The organism is Pseudomonas sp. NFACC08-1, assembly GCF_900106735.1.
GTDB classification, from domain to species: Bacteria; Pseudomonadota; Gammaproteobacteria; order Pseudomonadales; family Pseudomonadaceae; genus Aquipseudomonas; species Aquipseudomonas fluorescens_Q.
Window position 1 is genome coordinate 79814 of the sequence record NZ_FNNL01000008.1, and the last position, 16167, is coordinate 95980.

Sequence of the window (16167 nt, forward strand, 5' to 3'; positions counted from 1 at the left end):
CTGAACATGACCCGCTCATTACGCATCTTTTACATCGCACTGTTCATGCTGATCCTGACAGCGCTGGGCCTGTGGTCGATGCGCAGCTTCTTCGGCTTCAGCACCAACCCCGACGCCACCGTGCTCAACGGGCGCTGGGCCAAGGCCGTGGAAACGCACTACGACGACGAGTTCCCGATCAAGCGCCTGGGCACCAACATCTGGGCGGCGCTGGACTACAAGCTGTTCAACGAAGGCCGCAAGGGCGTGGTCCTGGGCCGTGACCAGTGGCTGTACAGCGACGAAGAGTTCAACCCGATCGTCAACGAAGAGCTGAACCTGCAAGGCAACTACGCGCTGGTCGAAGGCGTGCGCCAGAAGCTCAAGGAACAAGGCATCACCCTGGTCATGGCGATCCTGCCGGCCAAGGCGCGGCTGTACCCCGAGCACCTGGGTGACGTGAAGCCATCGAGCATTCACGCCAATCTCTACCAGGATTTCCATGCTCGCGTGGCGGCCGACAAGATCCTCGCGCCTGACCTGCTCGGCCCGCTGCAACAGGCCAAGCAAGGCGGCCAGCAAGTGTTCCTGCGCACCGACACCCACTGGACCCCGGAAGGTGCCCAGGTCGCTGCCGAGAACCTGGCCAAGGCCATCGCGGAAAAGGCGCCGCTCAATGGCGAACCACAGCGCTTCGTCACTGAGCCTGCGGAAAAAATCACCCACAAGGGTGACCTGCGCCAGTTCCTGCCCCTGGACCCGCTGTTCGAAAACCTGATGCCCGCCCAGGAGCCGCTGGTCAAGCGCAACACCCGCGAAGCCGACGACCAGCCAGCCGGCGACGACGCGCTGTTCGCCGACGCCCAGGTGCCCGTGGCCCTGATCGGCACGAGCTACAGCGCCAACCCCAACTGGAACTTCGTCGGTGCACTCAAGCAAGCCCTGCACAGCGACGTCATCAACTACGCCGAGGACGGCCATGGCCCGATCCTGCCGATGCTCAGCTACCTCAAGAGTGATGCCTTCAAGAACAGCCCGCCACAGGTGCTGATCTGGGAGTTCCCTGAACGTTATCTGCCCGTGAACAACGAAATCGGCGACGCCGACCCACAGTGGGTCGCAGAGCTCAAGCAAGCCGGCGCGCGCCAACAGAACGTAGCCGCCAACACCCCATCCGAGACGCCCGACCGGGCGCAAAACTGAAAGAGAGGTCCACCATGACTTTCAACACTACTCCTCGCCGTCTCGCTGCTCGCTCCTTCAAGGCTGTTGCCCTCGTCGCCAGCATGAGCGCCCTCTCACTGTCCGCCTTTGCCGGTGACTCGGCCCTGTACGGTCCGGTCGCGCCAAAAGGCTCGAGCTTCGTACGTATCTACAACGCCAGCAACGCCGAAGTCAGCGCCACCGTCGGCAGCACCAACCTCAACGAAGTGGCCCCACTGGCCAGCAGCGACTTCAGCTTCATGCCGGGCGGTGACTACAACGCCAAGGTCGGCAGCCAGACCGTCCCGGTCAAACTGGCCCCCGATCACTACTACACCCTGGTCAACAACGCCACCGGCCAGCCTCAGTTGATCGAAGAACCGCCGTTCAAGAACAAGCAGAAGTCCCTGGTCCGCGTGCAGAACCTCACCGACAAGGCCCTGACCCTCAAGACCGCCGATGGCAAGACCGAAGTGGTGCCGAACGTCGCGGCCAAAGGCCGTGGCGAGCGTGAAATCAACCCGGTGAAAGTGACCCTGGCACTGTTCGAAGGCGACAAGAAAGTCGGCGACCTCAAGCCCGTGGCCCTGGAGCGCGGCGAAGCGGCCGTGCTGTACGTCACAGGCTCAGGCAGCAGCCTGTCGCCAGTGTGGGTGAAACGCCCGGTGTCGACACGATAAGAGCAGCGGCGAGCTTCTAGCTTCAAGCGGCAAGCTTTTACTTGCAGCTTGAGGCTCGCCACTGCCGCAGGAACAACAACAAGAGAGTGAAACGACAGAACGCAGTAGCTCTAACAACCATTTCGCTTCAAGGAGTAACAAACATGATTCCGGTGATCTTGTCAGGTGGTAGTGGCTCACGTCTTTGGCCGCTTTCGCGCAAGCAATTCCCTAAACAGTTCCTGGCCCTGACCGGTGAACACACCCTGTTCCAGCAGACCCTCGAGCGCCTGGTGTTCGAAGGCATGGACACGCCGATCGTGGTCTGCAACAAAGACCACCGCTTCATCGTCAACGAACAGTTGAGCAACCGTAAGCTTGAAGCCCAGCGCATCCTGATGGAACCGTTCGGGCGTAACACCGCACCGGCCGTGGCGCTGACCGCGATGATGCTGGTCAACGAAGGTCGCGACGAGCTGATGCTGGTGCTGCCGGCCGACCACGTGATCGAAGACCAGAAGGCCCTGCAACGCGCCCTGGCCCTCGCTACCGTGGCTGCCGAGCGTGGCGAGATGGTGCTGTTCGGCGTTCCGCCAACCAAGCCGGAAACCGGCTATGGCTACATCAAGTCGACCAACGATGCGCTGCTGCCTGAAGGTGTGAGCCGGGTTTCGCACTTCGTCGAAAAACCCGACGCCAAGCGCGCCACCGAGTTCCTTGAGGCCGGCGGTTATTTCTGGAACAGCGGCATGTTCCTGTTCCGCGCCAGCCGCTTCCTCGAAGAGCTGAAAAAACACGATCCGGACATCTACGACACCTGCCTGCTGACCCTGGAGCGCAGTGAGCAGACGGCCGACACCATTACCTTCGACGAAGCCACCTTCGCCTGCTGCCCGGACAACTCCATCGACTACGCCGTGATGGAAAAAACCCAGCGCGCCTGCGTGGTTCCCCTGGCCGCCGGCTGGAGTGATGTCGGTTGCTGGGCGTCGCTGTGGGAAGTCAACGAAAAGGACACCAACGGCAACGTCACCAAGGGCGACGTGGTGATCCAGGACAGCCGCAACTGCATGATCCACGGCAACGGCAAGCTGGTGTCGGTGATCGGCCTGGAAAACATCGTGGTGGTCGAAACCAAGGACGCCATGATGATTGCCCACAAGGACAAGGTCCAAGGCGTCAAGCAGATGGTCAACACCCTCAACGCCCAGGGCCGCACCGAGACCCAGAACCACTGCGAGGTCTATCGTCCGTGGGGTTCCTATGACTCGGTGGACATGGGCGGTCGCTTCCAGGTCAAGCACATCTCGGTCAAGCCGGGCGCGTGCCTGTCCCTGCAGATGCACCACCACCGTGCCGAACACTGGATCGTGGTCAGCGGCACCGCCGAAGTGACCTGCGACGAGAACGTGTTCCTGCTCTGCGAAAACCAGTCGACCTACATCCCGATCGCGTCGGTCCACCGCCTGCGCAACCCGGGCAAGATCCCACTGGAAATCATCGAAGTGCAGTCCGGCAGCTACCTGGGCGAAGACGACATCGAGCGTTTCGAAGACATCTACGGTCGCTCCACCCCGATCGAACGTGGCGTCTCGGTGAAGACCATCGCACAGTAACCAGCTACAACGATCAACTGTACAAGAAGCCCCCATCCAGCCCACTGCGTCCCTATCCGCAGTGAGTTGGGTGGGGGCTTTTTTTGCAGTCGGTGATGGGCAGGCATCATTGCTTCAACATTGCCCGCCCCCTTCGGTAGGATGTGCCTACGGTAACGGAGGCTTCCACCATGCTTATCGGCGTCTTGCTGGTCATCACCTGGCTCATCCTGCTGTTGCGCTACCCGGCCAAGGCCTTGCCGGTCTCCCTGGCGGCGTTCATCGGTCTCGGGCTGGTCGCTGCGTGGGTGCTCTGGCAGGAAAACCGCGAGACCCGGCAATTGGAGCGCCTGGAAATGCGCATTACCTATACCCCCGGACAATGCCCCGCCGACCGTCCGCTGTCGCTGAACCTGAAAAACACCAATGACGTGCCGCTGATCGAACTGCGCTGGCAGGTCGCGGCCTATGCGCCTGGCGACACCATCAACCTGGCCGACACCCCCTACGACGCACCGCGCTACCGGGGCCCCGGCCAATTGCAGGCCGGCGCTGACTGGCAAGACTGCCTGCCCCTGCCACCCTTGCGTCCGGGTTATCGCCCGCAGACCCTGGAGTTTCGCGCCGAGCGATTGCACGGCAGCTTTTCCAACTGATTGCTCCCCCCACTTTTTGCACAAGGAATGCGCCATGCCTGTTGCGCTGATTACCGGATGTTCCAGCGGCATTGGCCGCGCCCTCGCCGACGCCTTCAAGACTGCGGGTTATCAAGTCTGGGCCACGGCGCGCAAGGTTGAAGACGTAGCGACGCTCAGCGCTGCCGGGTTCACCGCGGTGCAACTGGACGTCAACGACGGCCAGGCCCTGGAACAACTCAACGAACGGATCAACCAGCAGCATGGCGGCCTGGATGTGCTGGTCAACAATGCCGGCTACGGCGCCATGGGCCCTCTCCTGGACGGTGGCGTGCCGGCCATGCAGCGTCAGTTCGAAACCAACGTGTTCGCCATCGTCGGGGTCACCCGCGCGCTGTTCCCGGTGTTGCGTCGGGCCAAGGGGCTGGTGGTGAACATCGGCAGCGTTTCCGGGGTGCTGGTCACGCCGTTTGCCGGGGCCTACTGCGCCTCGAAGGCCGCGGTGCATGCCTTGAGCGATGCCTTGCGCATGGAACTGGCGCCGTTCGGCATCCGCGTGATGGAAGTCCAACCCGGCGCCATCGCCTCCAGCTTCGCCAAGAATGCCGGCCACGAAGCCGAACAGCTGATCAGCGAACAATCGCCCTGGTGGCCGCTGCGCGACAGCATCCGCGCCCGGGCCAAGGCGTCCCAGGACAAACCAACCCCGGCCAGCGAGTTCGCCGCCGGGCTGCTCAAGGCCGTGCAACAACCCCGGCCGCCCCGCCTGCTGCGCCTGGGCAATGGCAGCCGGGCATTGCCGTTGATGGCGAGCTGGCTGCCCAAGGGGGTGCTGGAGAAGGGGTTGATGAAGCGGTTTGGGTTGGGTGGATCGTTGTAAGGGATGGAGGGATAACAGGCTTAAACCTTTGTCCCGAGGACATGGTTAACACCTGTGGCGAGGGGATTTATCCCCGCTGGGCTGCGAAGCAGCCCCAAACCAGGCAACACGGTGTACGAGTCGAAACCGCATCAGTCAGATGACGACTGCTGCGCAGCCGAACGGGGATAAATCCCCTCGCCACAGGGATTTGGGTGCACATGGAACTCATGCCCACAGCTTCCACAGGAATAGGGGTGACAAGCCTCTTTGTCACCCCGGCCAGCGTCGCCTCAGCGCTCGGTTTGGGGCTCGACCACCACCGTGCAAGTCATCCCCGCCGCCAGCAACACCCCGTCGGGTACTTCATCGAGATGAATGCGCACCGGCACCCGCTGGGCCAGGCGAACCCAGTTGAAGGTCGGGTTCACGTCGGCGATCAGTTCGCGGCTTTCGGGGTTGTCCCGATCGTAGATGCCGCGGGAGATGCTTTCCACATGCCCCTTGAGCATCTCACCGCTCATCAACTGCAACTGCGCTGAATCGCCGACCCGCACCTTGGGCAATTTGGTCTCTTCGAAGAAGCCATAGACCCAGAACGAATTCATGTCCACCACGGCCATCTTCGCCTCGCCGATGCGGGCGTAGTCGCCACGGTGCACATTGAGGTTGGTGACGTAGCCGTCCACCGCCGCACGGACTTCGGTGCGCGACAGGTTCAGCTCGGCGGCTTCCAATTGCGCCTGGGCCTGCTGGTAATCGGCCAGGGCCGAGTCGGCGATGTTGCTGGCGTCGTCACGGTTTTCCCGGGAGATCACCAGGCTGTCCAGGTCGGCACGCCGATGGGCGTTGACCTTGCGCATCTCCCAAGTGGCTTTGCGCGACGCCACCAGGGAGCGAGCCTGCTTCACGGCGATGCGGTAATGCTCAGGATCGATGCGCATCAACAGGTCGCCCTTTTTCACCGATTGGTTGTCGCGCACCGGCACTTCGACCACCTCGCCACTGACATCGGCGGCCACATTGATGATGTCGGCCCGCACCCGCCCATCGCGGGTCCAGGGTTCGTTCATGTAATGGACCCATAACGTACGGCCGATCCACAACGCCAGGGCCAGAACCAACAGCGTCGCCAGCAGGCTGAAAAACTTTCTCATCGCATCGATCTCAACGGTAGACCGTCAGCGCCAGCGCGCCGAACAGACAGGTAAACAGACTCAGGCGCAACAACGCCGGGTGCCAGAAGAAGCGGTACAGGTCCAGCCCCGACAGGAAGCGGTCCAAGGCCCAGGCCAGGCCGGCGGCGATGAAAAACATCAAGGTCATGGTGGGCATGTACACACCATGGAAGGCGATCTCACGGGGCATGTTCAGGTTCCTGGGGAAGCGGTGTGGCAGGCGGCATGGCATGCGGCATGGCATAGCCGGCCAATGGCGATTGCGGGTCCAGCAACGAGGTGCGGATGAAATGCAGGTAGCTTTTCACGCGGCGCAGGGCCGAGGTGTCGAAATGCGGGGCGAAGGGTTCGTCGGTGGCCTGCACGCGGCCGATGGCATGGTCCACCGCCACCAGGGCACGTTCCAGATTGCTCTGGCTCGGTTGGCGGAACAGCCGCACCAGCGCCCGCCCCATCACACGAATCGCCTGGCGCCACGGTTGGCTTTCGGCATACGCCGGATGCACCGGTAAAATCGCCTGTTCCTTGCGCAACTCGATAATCGCGTGGCCGACCTCCAGCACCACGAACATCCAGCGCAGCAAGTCCCGTTGCACTCGAGGTTGCCCCGCCGCCAGCCCGTAGGCCTGATGCAGCAAGTCGCGGGTACCACTTTCGAAGCTCGATGCCAGGCCCTTGAGCTTGCCACTGATGGCAAACACCACTTGCTCGCGCAAATCCTGCTCGAGCCGGCGCCACAACCAGCGACTGTTGGGCGGCAGGATGATTGCCCCGGCCGCGGCACACACCAGCATGCCGAGGATCATCGCGATGTAATCGTTGATGAAGGCGTAGGGGTTGTAGACCGTCAGGTTGTCCGGCACCGAACCGGTGCTGAAAAAGATCAGCAGCCCCAGCCCGACCCCGGCGTATTTCGGCCGCGAGCTGAGGAACGAACCGAGCATGATCACTGGCGCCAGCATCACGCAGAGCAAAGGGAAGCCGTCGATCAGCGGGAAGATGAAGAACATCTCGACAAAGCCGATCAACGCCCCGAACAACGTGCCGCAGGCCATCTGGAAAGCCATGCGCTTGGGGTTCGGCGTCGCGGCCGACAAGCCCACGGTGGCGGCGGCGATCATCGTCATGGTCGCGCCGCTCGGCCAGGCCGTGGCGACCCAGTAACTGCCCAGCACCAACAGGATGAAGGCGGCGCGAACACCCGATGCCGTGGCGGCCAGCCAGTTGGTCTGCGGCACGAACGGTTCGTCCCAGCGTTCACGTTCGTGGCGATGATCGGCCAGCGAGGCGTGGGTCAGGGCATAGCCGTGCAAGTCGTCGACGAAGCGATAAAGCAGCTCGTAGGCGGTATGGAAATCCAGTTGCTGCCCATCACTGGGCGCCGTTTCCTGGAACAACGCCCGCAGCCTTCGCACCTGGGCAGGCAGCTCGGCCTTGTACTCGGCCAGCGCCGCCGCCAGACGGGCCGCATCGGCATCGGTCAGGGCGCGGCCACTGAAACCGTCGAGCAGTTCGGCCAACGTTTGCAAGCCCGGCTTGATGGCGTCTACCACATGATCCGCGGCGCTGCCGCGCAAGCGCTCCAGCAATTGGTGCAAGGCGTTGAAGCGGGTGGTGATGCCCATGAATTCGCTGTTCAAGCGACTGAGCCGGCCGTTGCGCCGACGCATGTGCGGGTCTTCGAACACGGTCACGCTGCGCAGGCTTTCCAGGCCCACCGCCTCGGCAATGAAGCCCACGTTGCGCGCTTCGAAGGTCTCGCGCTTGCTGCGCCCACGCAGGCCATCGGTGACAAACAGGGCAAATACCCCAAAACGCTGGTACAAGGCATTGCGCATGGCGGCACTGGCGGTTTGCGGCAGGATCGCGGCGCTGACCAGGGTGGAGCAGAGAATGCCCAGGGAAATCTCCAGCACCCGCCAGACCGCGGCCATGAACGCGCCTTCCGGATGGGCCAGGGCCGGCAGGCCGATCATCGCCGCGGTGTAGCCGGCCAGCACAAAACCATAGGCCCGGAAATTGCGATATCGCGCCGCCCCTGCCGAACAGAGGCCAACCCAGGCCGCCAGGCAAGCGAGGAACGGCTCGGTGTTCTGGGCAAACAAGGCGATCAGCGCCACCATCACCGCCGAGCCGGCCAGGGTGCCAAGGAAGCGGTAGAAACTCTTGGCGAACACCTGCCCGCTCTGGGGCTGCATGACAATGAACACGGTGATCATGGCCGTGCGCGGTTGCGGCAACTCCAGGCGCATCGCCAACCACAAGGTCAGGAACGCGGCAAACAGGACCTTGAAGATATAGACCCAGGTCACCCCGTCGCTGCGGGCCCAGTCGAAGAAACCCCGGCGCCATTCAAGACGGTACAACCAGCGTGCGGGGGCAAGTAAAGACGTCACAGGAAAAGGACTCAGCATCGTGGCGAGGGAGCTTGCTCCCGCTTGGGCGCGCAGCACCCACTTGAGGGGACTGCCGCGCAGTCCAGCGGGAGCAAGCTCCCTTGCCACAGGGCATGGCTCAAGCCAGGGCTGTCGTTGCCGGCCTCAAGCCCGCCGCCCAGCGCCGTCACCAGGTCGGCATGGGCACTCAAGCGCGCCGCCTGCACTTGCTGTTGCACCTGTTGCTGCTTGAACAACAGGCTTTGGGCGTTGAGCACGTTGAGGTAGTCGGTGAGCCCGCGCTGGAACGCCACCATTGCGATGTCGTAGGTGCGCTGGGCTGCGGCCACCGATTCGGCAGCGAAAGCCTGCTGCTTGTCCATGGATTGGCGGCGGATCAGTTGGTCGGAAATGCCCTTGAGGGCGTTCACCAGTGTCTGGTTGTAGTGCGCCACGGCGATGTCATAACCGGCCGCCGCCTCACCCAGCTGTGAACACAAGCGTCCGCCGTCGAAGATCGGCAACGTGATCGCCGGCCCGACGTTGTAGGTGAGCTTCTTGCCCGTCAAAAACTCCAGCGCCCCACCGCCAGTGGCCATGTAGCCGAGGCTACCCACCAGGTCGACATTGGGATAGAAGCCGGCCCGGGCCACATCGATACCCCGGGCCTGGGCCGCTACTTGCCAACGCCCGGCAACCACATCCGGACGCTGGCCGAGCAGTTCGGCGGGCAAGGCCGACGGCAGCTTCAAGGGCGCGCCGAGGGCCAGGGTCGGACGTTGCAATTGCGCGCCCTCTCCCGGCCCCTTGCCGGCCAGGGCCGCCAACTGATTACGGCTCAAGGCGATGGCTTCGTCCAGCGCGTCGAGTTGGCGATGGCTCTCGGGCACTGGTGCCTGGGCCTGGCTGACTTCGAAATGGGTGCCGATGCCGCCGTCCAGGCGTTTCTGCGCAAGGTCGAGAATCTGCTCTTGTTGGTGGAGAGTCGCGGCGACGATATCGCGCTGGGCGTAGTGCAGCGAAAACTGGATGTAGGCACGCACGATGTTGCTTTGCAGTTCCAGTTGCGCCTGGCGCGCCTCAGCGACACTGACATGGGCCAGGTCAACCGCCCGTTCGCTGGCATTGCGCTCGCGGCCCCACAGGTCCAGGGCGTAGCTCAAGCCCAGGGCGGCATTGTTGTCCCAGGTCGTGGTGTCGGCCAGCTCGCCCGGGCCATAGAACTGATCGGTGGGCCAGTTATGGCGCTTGAGGGTCACCTCGCCATTGATCTGCAGCGACTCGGCAGCCTCGGCAACACCGGCCATGGCCTTCGCCTGGCGCACCCGCGCGGCGGCCATGGCCAGGCTCGGGCTGTCCTGCATGGCCAGGTCGACCCAGCGATCCAACTGCCGATCACCATAGGCTTGCCACCACTGACGGGTGGGCCAGCGGGCGTCGCGAGCCGCCTCGCGGATGGCGGCATCGGTGACCAGTTGATTGGCCGGCAGTACCTGGCTTTGCGGCCCAATCCCGCCTGTCCCGATGCACCCGCTGATGGTTAATGTCAGAACCCAAACACTGAGAGTCTTCAGCTCTCTGCTGATGCAACGCGGCACTTGCGCAAAATTCCTAGGAGAGAGAGACGAAAACCTGTAGGAGCACCCTGTGGAAGCGGGCTTGCCCGCGAAGGCGGTTACCCTGGCAACATCACCGCCAACTGACCCACCGCTTTCGCGAGCAAACCCGCTCCCACAGGTACTGCATCAGACAGCAGGGCCAGACCAGCGCCACAGTGCCGGCAATTCTAGGCATCCCCCTCCCCGCCGATAAGCCAACCTTTCTGTGAATCTTTGTTACCGTTAACGCGATAATCCATTAGTCGGGTCCCGCTGCTCTGTAACTTCGTGTCACAATTTGCCACCTCCCAAGAGAGCCCTCCATGGACACCTTGCAAAACATGCGCGCGTTCAGTTGTGTTGCCGAAGCTGGCAGTTTCACCGCTGCCGCCGCGCAACTGGACACCACGACGGCCAACATCTCGCGCGCGGTTTCCAACCTGGAAGCCCATCTGCAAACCCGCCTGCTCAACCGCACCACTCGCCGCATTGCCCTGACCGAGGCAGGTAAACGCTACTTGTTGCGTTGCGAGCAGATCCTGGCTTATGTCGAAGAAGCGGAAGCCGAGGCCAGCGACGCCCATGCCCGACCGGCCGGGCAGTTGAAGGTCCACACGATGACCGGCATCGGCCAGCATTTCGTGATCGACGCCATCGCCCGTTATCGCAAGACCCATCCGGATGTGACCTTCGACCTGACCCTGGCCAACCGCGTGCCGGACATCCTTGACGAGGGCTACGACGTCTCCATCGTGCTCGCCAGCGAGTTGCCGGATTCGGGCTTCGTCTCCCAGCGCCTGGGGATCACCTACAGCATCGTCTGCGCATCGCCCGCCTATGTGAAAGCCAGCGGCTGCCCGCAAAAACCCGGCGACCTGCTCAACCACGCCTGCCTGCGCCTGGTCAGCCCGGTCATTCCGCTGGAAAAATGGGTGTTCGACGGCCCGGAAGGCCAGGAGATGGTCACCATCAATAGCTCACCGTTCCTGGTGAATTCCGCCGATGCGATGAAAACCGCGATCACCAGCGGCATGGGCGTGGGGGTGTTGCCGGTGTACGCCGCCATCGAAGGCCTGCGCAACGGCACGCTGGTGCGGGTCATGCCCAACTACCGCTCCCAGGAACTGAACCTCTATGCCATCTACCCGTCGCGCCAATACCTGGATGCGAAGATCAAGACCTGGGTCGAGTACCTGCGAGGCTCGTTGCCTGAAATCCTCGCGGCGCACCAGTCTGAGCTGGCGGCTTACGAATTGAGTGGAAGCCTGGCAGGCGCACGGGTCGCGAACTGAAGTCGCCCCCGTGCGTGAAGGATGATGTCAGCGCTTGCCCATCGAACGACGCGTGCCGGGAGGCGCGGCGCCCGGGGTCTTGGTATGGCCATTCTTCGCGCCGTTCTTGTACCACGGCTGCTGGCCGGCGCCCTTGGCCGCAGCCAGTTCACCGGGTTTGAACGGGAATTTGAAGGCAGGGATCGCCGCTTTGGCGTCCTCGGCGCAGGAAACATCGCTGTCGGACAAATCGGCCTGTTCGCCGCCGGGGAGTTCATCCGCAGGCGAAGGTGTCGGGGAAGTCATGTGAGGCTCCGGGTCATGCATGCAAGTCGGGCCCGAAGGGCGAGCCGCGAAAGGCGGCAGTATACCTGCCCGATATCACCGCGCGCAGGGCAGTTTCATTGGCACGACATTCATCTGACGGCAAGCCAGGACAAAACTGACAAGCCTGTCAGTTAGCCGTCACCTTCCTGACCGGCTCGTAACGCTATATAAGAAAGCTCAAACTCCTGTGTCCCGAACCGGCCCTTCATATTCATGCACACCCAGAAGAAAACCGTCCTGCTCGTCGTGCTGTTGGTCGCCCTGGCGGCCCTTGTCCTCTGGTTTGTGCTCAGGCCCGTGACCGCCAAGCCCAGCGCTCCCGCCGCCGTTCCGGTGCGGGTCGTCAGCGTGGTGCAAAAGGATGTGCCGCGCTTTGCCAGCGGCATCGGTACGGTCCTGTCGCTGCACAGCGTGGTCATCCGGCCGCAGATCGACGGCATCCTCACCCGGCTGCTGGTCAAGGAAGGGCAACTGGTCAAGAAAGGTGACCTGCTGGCGACCATCGACGATCGTTCGATCCGCGCCAGCCTCGACCAGGCCCGGGCCCAACTCGGCGAGAGCCAGGCGCAGCTGGCGGTGGCCCAGGTCAATCTCAAGCGCTACAAATTGCTGAGCGTCGATGACGGCGTCTCGAAGCAGACCTACGACCAGCAGCAGGCGCTGGTCAACCAGCTCAAGGCCACCGCCCAGGGTAACCAGGCGGCCATCGACTCGGCGCAGGTGCAACTGTCCTACACCCAGATCCGCTCCCCGGTGAGCGGTCGCGTCGGCATTCGCAATGTGGATGAAGGCAACTTCCTGCGCACCAGCGACGCCGAAGGCCTGTTCACGGTGACCCAGATCGACCCGATCGCCGTGGAGTTCTCCCTGCCCCAGCAAATGCTGCCCACCTTGCAACGCTTGATCGCGGCGCCCGAGCAAGCCTTGGTCAAGGCCTATCTCGGTGCCGATGGCGCTAGCGGGGAACTGCTCGGCGAGGGGCGCCTGAGCCTCATCGACAACCAGATCAACGCCAACACCGGAACCCTGCGGGCCAAGGCTGAATTCGACAACGCCGCGCAACGGCTGTGGCCCGGGCAACTGGTGACGCTGAAGATCCAGACCGCCCTCGACAAGGACGCCCTGGTGGTGCCTCCCTCCGTGGTCCAGCGCGGGCTGGAGCAACACTTCGTGTACCGGATCAAGGGCGACAAGGTCGAGAGCGTGCCGGTGGTCATGGTTTACCAGGACAGCGACATACACATCATCAAAGGGGTGAACGCTGGCGATCAACTGGTGAGCGATGGTCAGTCACGGCTCAAGCCAGGCAGCCACATCCAGGTGCTCAGTGACCCGCCCGCCCTGGCCAAGACCGCGGAGCCGCAACCGTGAAGGGCCGCGGCTCGGTTTCAGCGTGGTGCATCGACCACCCCATCGCCACGGTGCTGCTGACGTTTGCCCTGGTACTGCTGGGCGTGATCGCGTTTCCTCGCCTGCCCGTCGCGCCGTTGCCGGAAGCCGAATTCCCGACCATCCAGGTCAACGCCCAGTTGCCCGGGGCCAGCCCCGAAACCATGGCCTCGTCAGTGGCGACGCCGCTGGAAGTGCAATTCAGTGCCATCCCCGGCATCACCCAGATGACCTCCAGCAGCGCCCTGGGCTCGACCAACCTGATCCTGCAATTCAGCCTCGATAAAAGCATCGACACCGCCGCCCAGGAAGTGCAGGCGGCGATCAACACCGCCGCCGGCAAACTGCCCAACGACATGCCGAACCTGCCGACCTGGCGCAAGGTCAACCCCGCCGACAGCCCGGTGTTGATCCTCAGCATCAGCTCCTCCCTGATGCCCGGCACCGAGCTGAGCGACTACGTCGAAACCCTGCTCTCGCGCCAGATCAGCCAGATCGACGGCGTAGGACAAATCTACATCACCGGCCAGCAGCGTCCGGCGATCCGGGTCCAGGCCTCGGCCGACCGGCTCGCCGCCATCGGCCTGACCCTGGCGGACATCCGCCTGGCGCTCCAGCAGGCCAGCCTCAACCTGGCCAAGGGCGCCCTGTACGGCGATTCGAGCATTTCCACCCTGTCCACCAACGACCAGCTGTTCCAGCCTGAGGAGTACGGTGAGCTGATCGTGTCCTACAAGGACGGCGCACCGGTTCACCTCAAGGACATCGCCAAGGTCGTCAACGGCTCGGAAAACGCCTACGTCCAGGCCTGGTCCGACAGCGAACCAGGGGTCAACCTGGTGATCTTCCGGCAACCAGGGGCGAACATCGTCGAGACCGTCGACCGCATCCAGGCGGCCCTGCCCACCCTGCAAGCCATGCTGCCCGCTGCCATACAGGTCAAGGTACTGATCGACCGCACCCAGACTATCCGCGCCTCGTTGCACGAAGTGGAGATCACCTTGCTGATCGCGGTGCTGCTGGTTGTCGCGGTGATGGCGCTGTTCCTGCGCCAGCTCTCGGCAACCCTGATTGTCTCGGCGGTGCTGGGGGTGTCGCTGATCGCCAGTTTCGCCCTGATGTACGTGATGGGCTTCAGCCTGAACAACCTGACCCTGGTGGCAATCGTCATCTCGGTCGGGTTCGTGGTGGACGACGCGATTGTGGTGGTGGAGAACATCCACCGGCATCTGGAAGCCGGCGACGGCATGCGCGAAGCGGCGATCAAGGGAGCGGGTGAGATCGGCTTCACCGTGGTCTCCATCAGCTTCTCGCTGGTCGCGGCGTTCATTCCACTGCTGTTCATGGGCGGAGTGGTCGGGCGCCTGTTCAAGGAATTTGCCCTGACCGCCACCTCGACCATTCTGATTTCGGTGGTGGTGTCGCTCACCCTGGCACCGACCCTGGCCGCGCTGTTCATGCGTGCCCCGGTACATCATGCCCACAGCAAGATGGGATTCGGCGAGCGTCTGCTGGGCTGGTACGAGCACGGCCTGCGTCGGGCCCTGGCCCATCAAAAACTGATGATAGGCGTGTTCGGCCTGACCCTGGCGCTGGCGGTGGTGGGCTACGTGTTCATCCCCAAGGGGTTCTTTCCGGTACAGGACACCGGCCTGGTACTGGGCACCAGCGAAGCCGCCGCCGATGTGTCGTTCCCGGACATGGTCGCCAAACACAAGGCCCTGGCCGACATCGTCGCCGCCGACCCGGCGGTGCAGACCTTCTCCCATTCCGTCGGTGTTTCGGGCAATAACCAGACCATCGCCAACGGCCGTTTCTGGATCGCCCTCAAGCCCCGGAGCGAGCGTGACGTGTCGGCCAGCGGCTTCATCGACCGAATCCGCCCGCAATTGCTGAAAATCCCCGGTGTAGTGCTGTACCTCAGGGCCGGTCAGGACATCAACCTCAGCTCCGGCCCCAGTCGCGCCCAATATCAATACGTGCTCAAGAGCAACGACGGGCCGAACCTCAACGCCTGGACGCAAAAACTCACCGACAAGCTGCGCGGCAACCCGGCGTTCCGTGACATCTCCAACGACCTGCAACTGGGCGGCAGCATCACCCACATCAACATCGACCGCAGCGCGGCAGCGCGCTTCGGCCTCACCGCCACCGATGTCGACCAAGCCCTGTACGACGCCTTCGGCCAACGGCAGATCAATGAATTCCAGACCGAGACCAACCAGTACAACGTGATCCTGGAACTCGATACCGCGCAGCGGGGCAAGGCCGAAAGCCTGGCGTATTTCTACCTGCGTTCCCCCCTGAGTGGGGAAATGGTGCCGCTCTCGGCCCTGGCCCGCTTCGATGCGCCGAGCAACGGCCCGCTGTCGATTGCCCACGACGGCATGTTCCCCGCCGCCAACCTGTCGTTCAACCTGGCGCCCGGCGTCGCCCTGGGAGACGCGGTGCGCCTGCTCGACCAGGCGAAGAACGAAATCGGCATGCCCGCCGCCATCACCGGTAATTTCCAGGGCGCGGCCCAGGCCTTCCAGAGCTCGCTGGCGAGCCAGCCATGGCTGATCCTCGCCGCGCTGGTGGCCGTGTACATCATCCTCGGCGTGCTCTACGAGAGCTTCGTGCACCCGTTGACGATCATCTCCACCCTGCCCTCGGCCGGCCTCGGCGCGCTGATCATGCTCTGGCTGCTGGGCCAGGATTTTTCGATCATGGCGCTGATCGGGCTGGTGCTGCTGATCGGGATCGTCAAGAAGAACGGCATCCTGATGATCGACTTCGCCCTCGACGCCCAGCGCAACAAAGGGTTGGCGCCCCAGGAGGCGATTTTCCAGGCGTGCCTGACACGCTTCCGGCCGATCATCATGACCACCCTGGCCGCCCTGCTCGGCGCCTTGCCGCTGATGCTCGGCTATGGCCCCGGCGCGGAGCTGCGCCAGCCCCTGGGCATCGCGGTGGTGGGCGGCCTGCTGGTGAGCCAGGCGCTGACGCTGTTCACCACACCGGTCATATACTTGTGGCTGGAGCGACTGTTCCATCGGCCCGCCCATCAGCCAGGGTCGGCGCCGACGGCGGCGCTGGCGAGCACAGACCACTGAGGCA

Annotated in this window: 13 protein-coding genes; 8 read left to right on the forward strand and 5 right to left on the reverse strand. The window is 63.4% G+C overall.

Going from position 1 to position 16167, the window contains the following annotated elements; all coding sequences use genetic code 11:
- Positions 1-6: 6 nt before the first annotated feature.
- The 5 genes from BLU76_RS17705 to BLU76_RS17725 all read left to right on the forward strand — a co-directional run bounded on the left by BLU76_RS17705 (position 7) and on the right by BLU76_RS17725 (position 4951).
- Positions 7-1182: an alginate O-acetyltransferase gene (locus tag BLU76_RS17705; protein ID WP_092223674.1), complete on the forward strand. Its 1176-nt coding sequence runs from the start codon at positions 7-9 to the stop codon at positions 1180-1182.
- Positions 1183-1196: 14 nt separating this feature from the next.
- Complete coding sequence (locus BLU76_RS17710; protein ID WP_092146844.1) at positions 1197-1862, forward strand: alginate O-acetyltransferase AlgF; 666 nt, start codon at positions 1197-1199, stop codon at positions 1860-1862.
- Between the two features lie 143 nt (positions 1863-2005).
- A complete protein-coding gene (locus BLU76_RS17715; RefSeq protein ID WP_092146842.1) occupies positions 2006-3457 on the forward strand; it encodes a mannose-1-phosphate guanylyltransferase/mannose-6-phosphate isomerase in 1452 nt (483 codons plus the stop codon).
- Positions 3458-3627: 170 nt separating this feature from the next.
- Entirely contained in the window at positions 3628-4092 is a 465-nt protein-coding gene (locus tag BLU76_RS17720; RefSeq protein ID WP_063324499.1) for a hypothetical protein, read from the forward strand.
- A 34-nt stretch (positions 4093-4126) separates the two neighbouring features.
- Complete coding sequence (locus tag BLU76_RS17725) at positions 4127-4951, forward strand: SDR family oxidoreductase (RefSeq protein WP_092223676.1); 825 nt, start codon at positions 4127-4129, stop codon at positions 4949-4951.
- 272 nt (positions 4952-5223) lie between these two features.
- Here BLU76_RS17725 and BLU76_RS17730 read toward each other — a convergent pair whose 3' ends face one another.
- The 4 genes from BLU76_RS17730 to BLU76_RS17745 are packed head-to-tail and all read right to left on the reverse strand — an operon-like array spanning position 5224 to position 10081.
- Positions 5224-6087, reverse strand: coding sequence for an efflux RND transporter periplasmic adaptor subunit (locus BLU76_RS17730; RefSeq protein WP_092223678.1), 864 nt, complete (start codon positions 6085-6087; stop codon positions 5224-5226).
- Between the two features lie 10 nt (positions 6088-6097).
- The gene (locus tag BLU76_RS17735; protein ID WP_003205331.1) at positions 6098-6298 is read right to left on the reverse strand and encodes a DUF1656 domain-containing protein; all 201 of its coding nucleotides are present in this window, start codon (positions 6296-6298) and stop codon (positions 6098-6100) included.
- Positions 6288-8504 (reverse strand): FUSC family protein, encoded by a 2217-nt coding sequence (locus tag BLU76_RS17740; RefSeq protein WP_092146962.1) that lies wholly within the window; start codon positions 8502-8504, stop codon positions 6288-6290. The genes BLU76_RS17735 and BLU76_RS17740 overlap by 11 nt, the downstream gene beginning before the upstream one ends.
- A gap of 11 nt (positions 8505-8515) precedes the next feature.
- Positions 8516-10081: an efflux transporter outer membrane subunit gene (locus BLU76_RS17745; RefSeq protein ID WP_170867304.1), complete on the reverse strand. Its 1566-nt coding sequence runs from the start codon at positions 10079-10081 to the stop codon at positions 8516-8518.
- 323 nt (positions 10082-10404) lie between these two features.
- Here BLU76_RS17745 and BLU76_RS17750 point away from each other — a divergent pair, with 323 nt between their 5' ends.
- Positions 10405-11373 carry a LysR family transcriptional regulator gene (locus tag BLU76_RS17750; protein ID WP_003205334.1) on the forward strand — a complete coding sequence of 323 codons (969 nt, stop codon included), beginning with the start codon at positions 10405-10407 and terminating at the stop codon, positions 11371-11373.
- 27 nt (positions 11374-11400) lie between these two features.
- Here BLU76_RS17750 and BLU76_RS17755 read toward each other — a convergent pair whose 3' ends face one another.
- Entirely contained in the window at positions 11401-11658 is a 258-nt protein-coding gene (locus BLU76_RS17755; RefSeq protein ID WP_092146838.1) for a hypothetical protein, read from the reverse strand.
- 234 nt (positions 11659-11892) lie between these two features.
- On the opposite strand from BLU76_RS17755, the gene BLU76_RS17760 reads away from it, so the two are divergent.
- Together BLU76_RS17760 and BLU76_RS17765 are read left to right on the forward strand one after the other, a co-directional pair.
- Entirely contained in the window at positions 11893-13050 is a 1158-nt protein-coding gene (locus BLU76_RS17760; protein WP_092223680.1) for an efflux RND transporter periplasmic adaptor subunit, read from the forward strand.
- A complete protein-coding gene (locus BLU76_RS17765; RefSeq protein WP_092223682.1) occupies positions 13047-16163 on the forward strand; it encodes a multidrug efflux RND transporter permease subunit in 3117 nt (1038 codons plus the stop codon). The genes BLU76_RS17760 and BLU76_RS17765 overlap by 4 nt, the downstream gene beginning before the upstream one ends.
- The last annotated feature ends 4 nt before the right edge of the window (positions 16164-16167 follow it).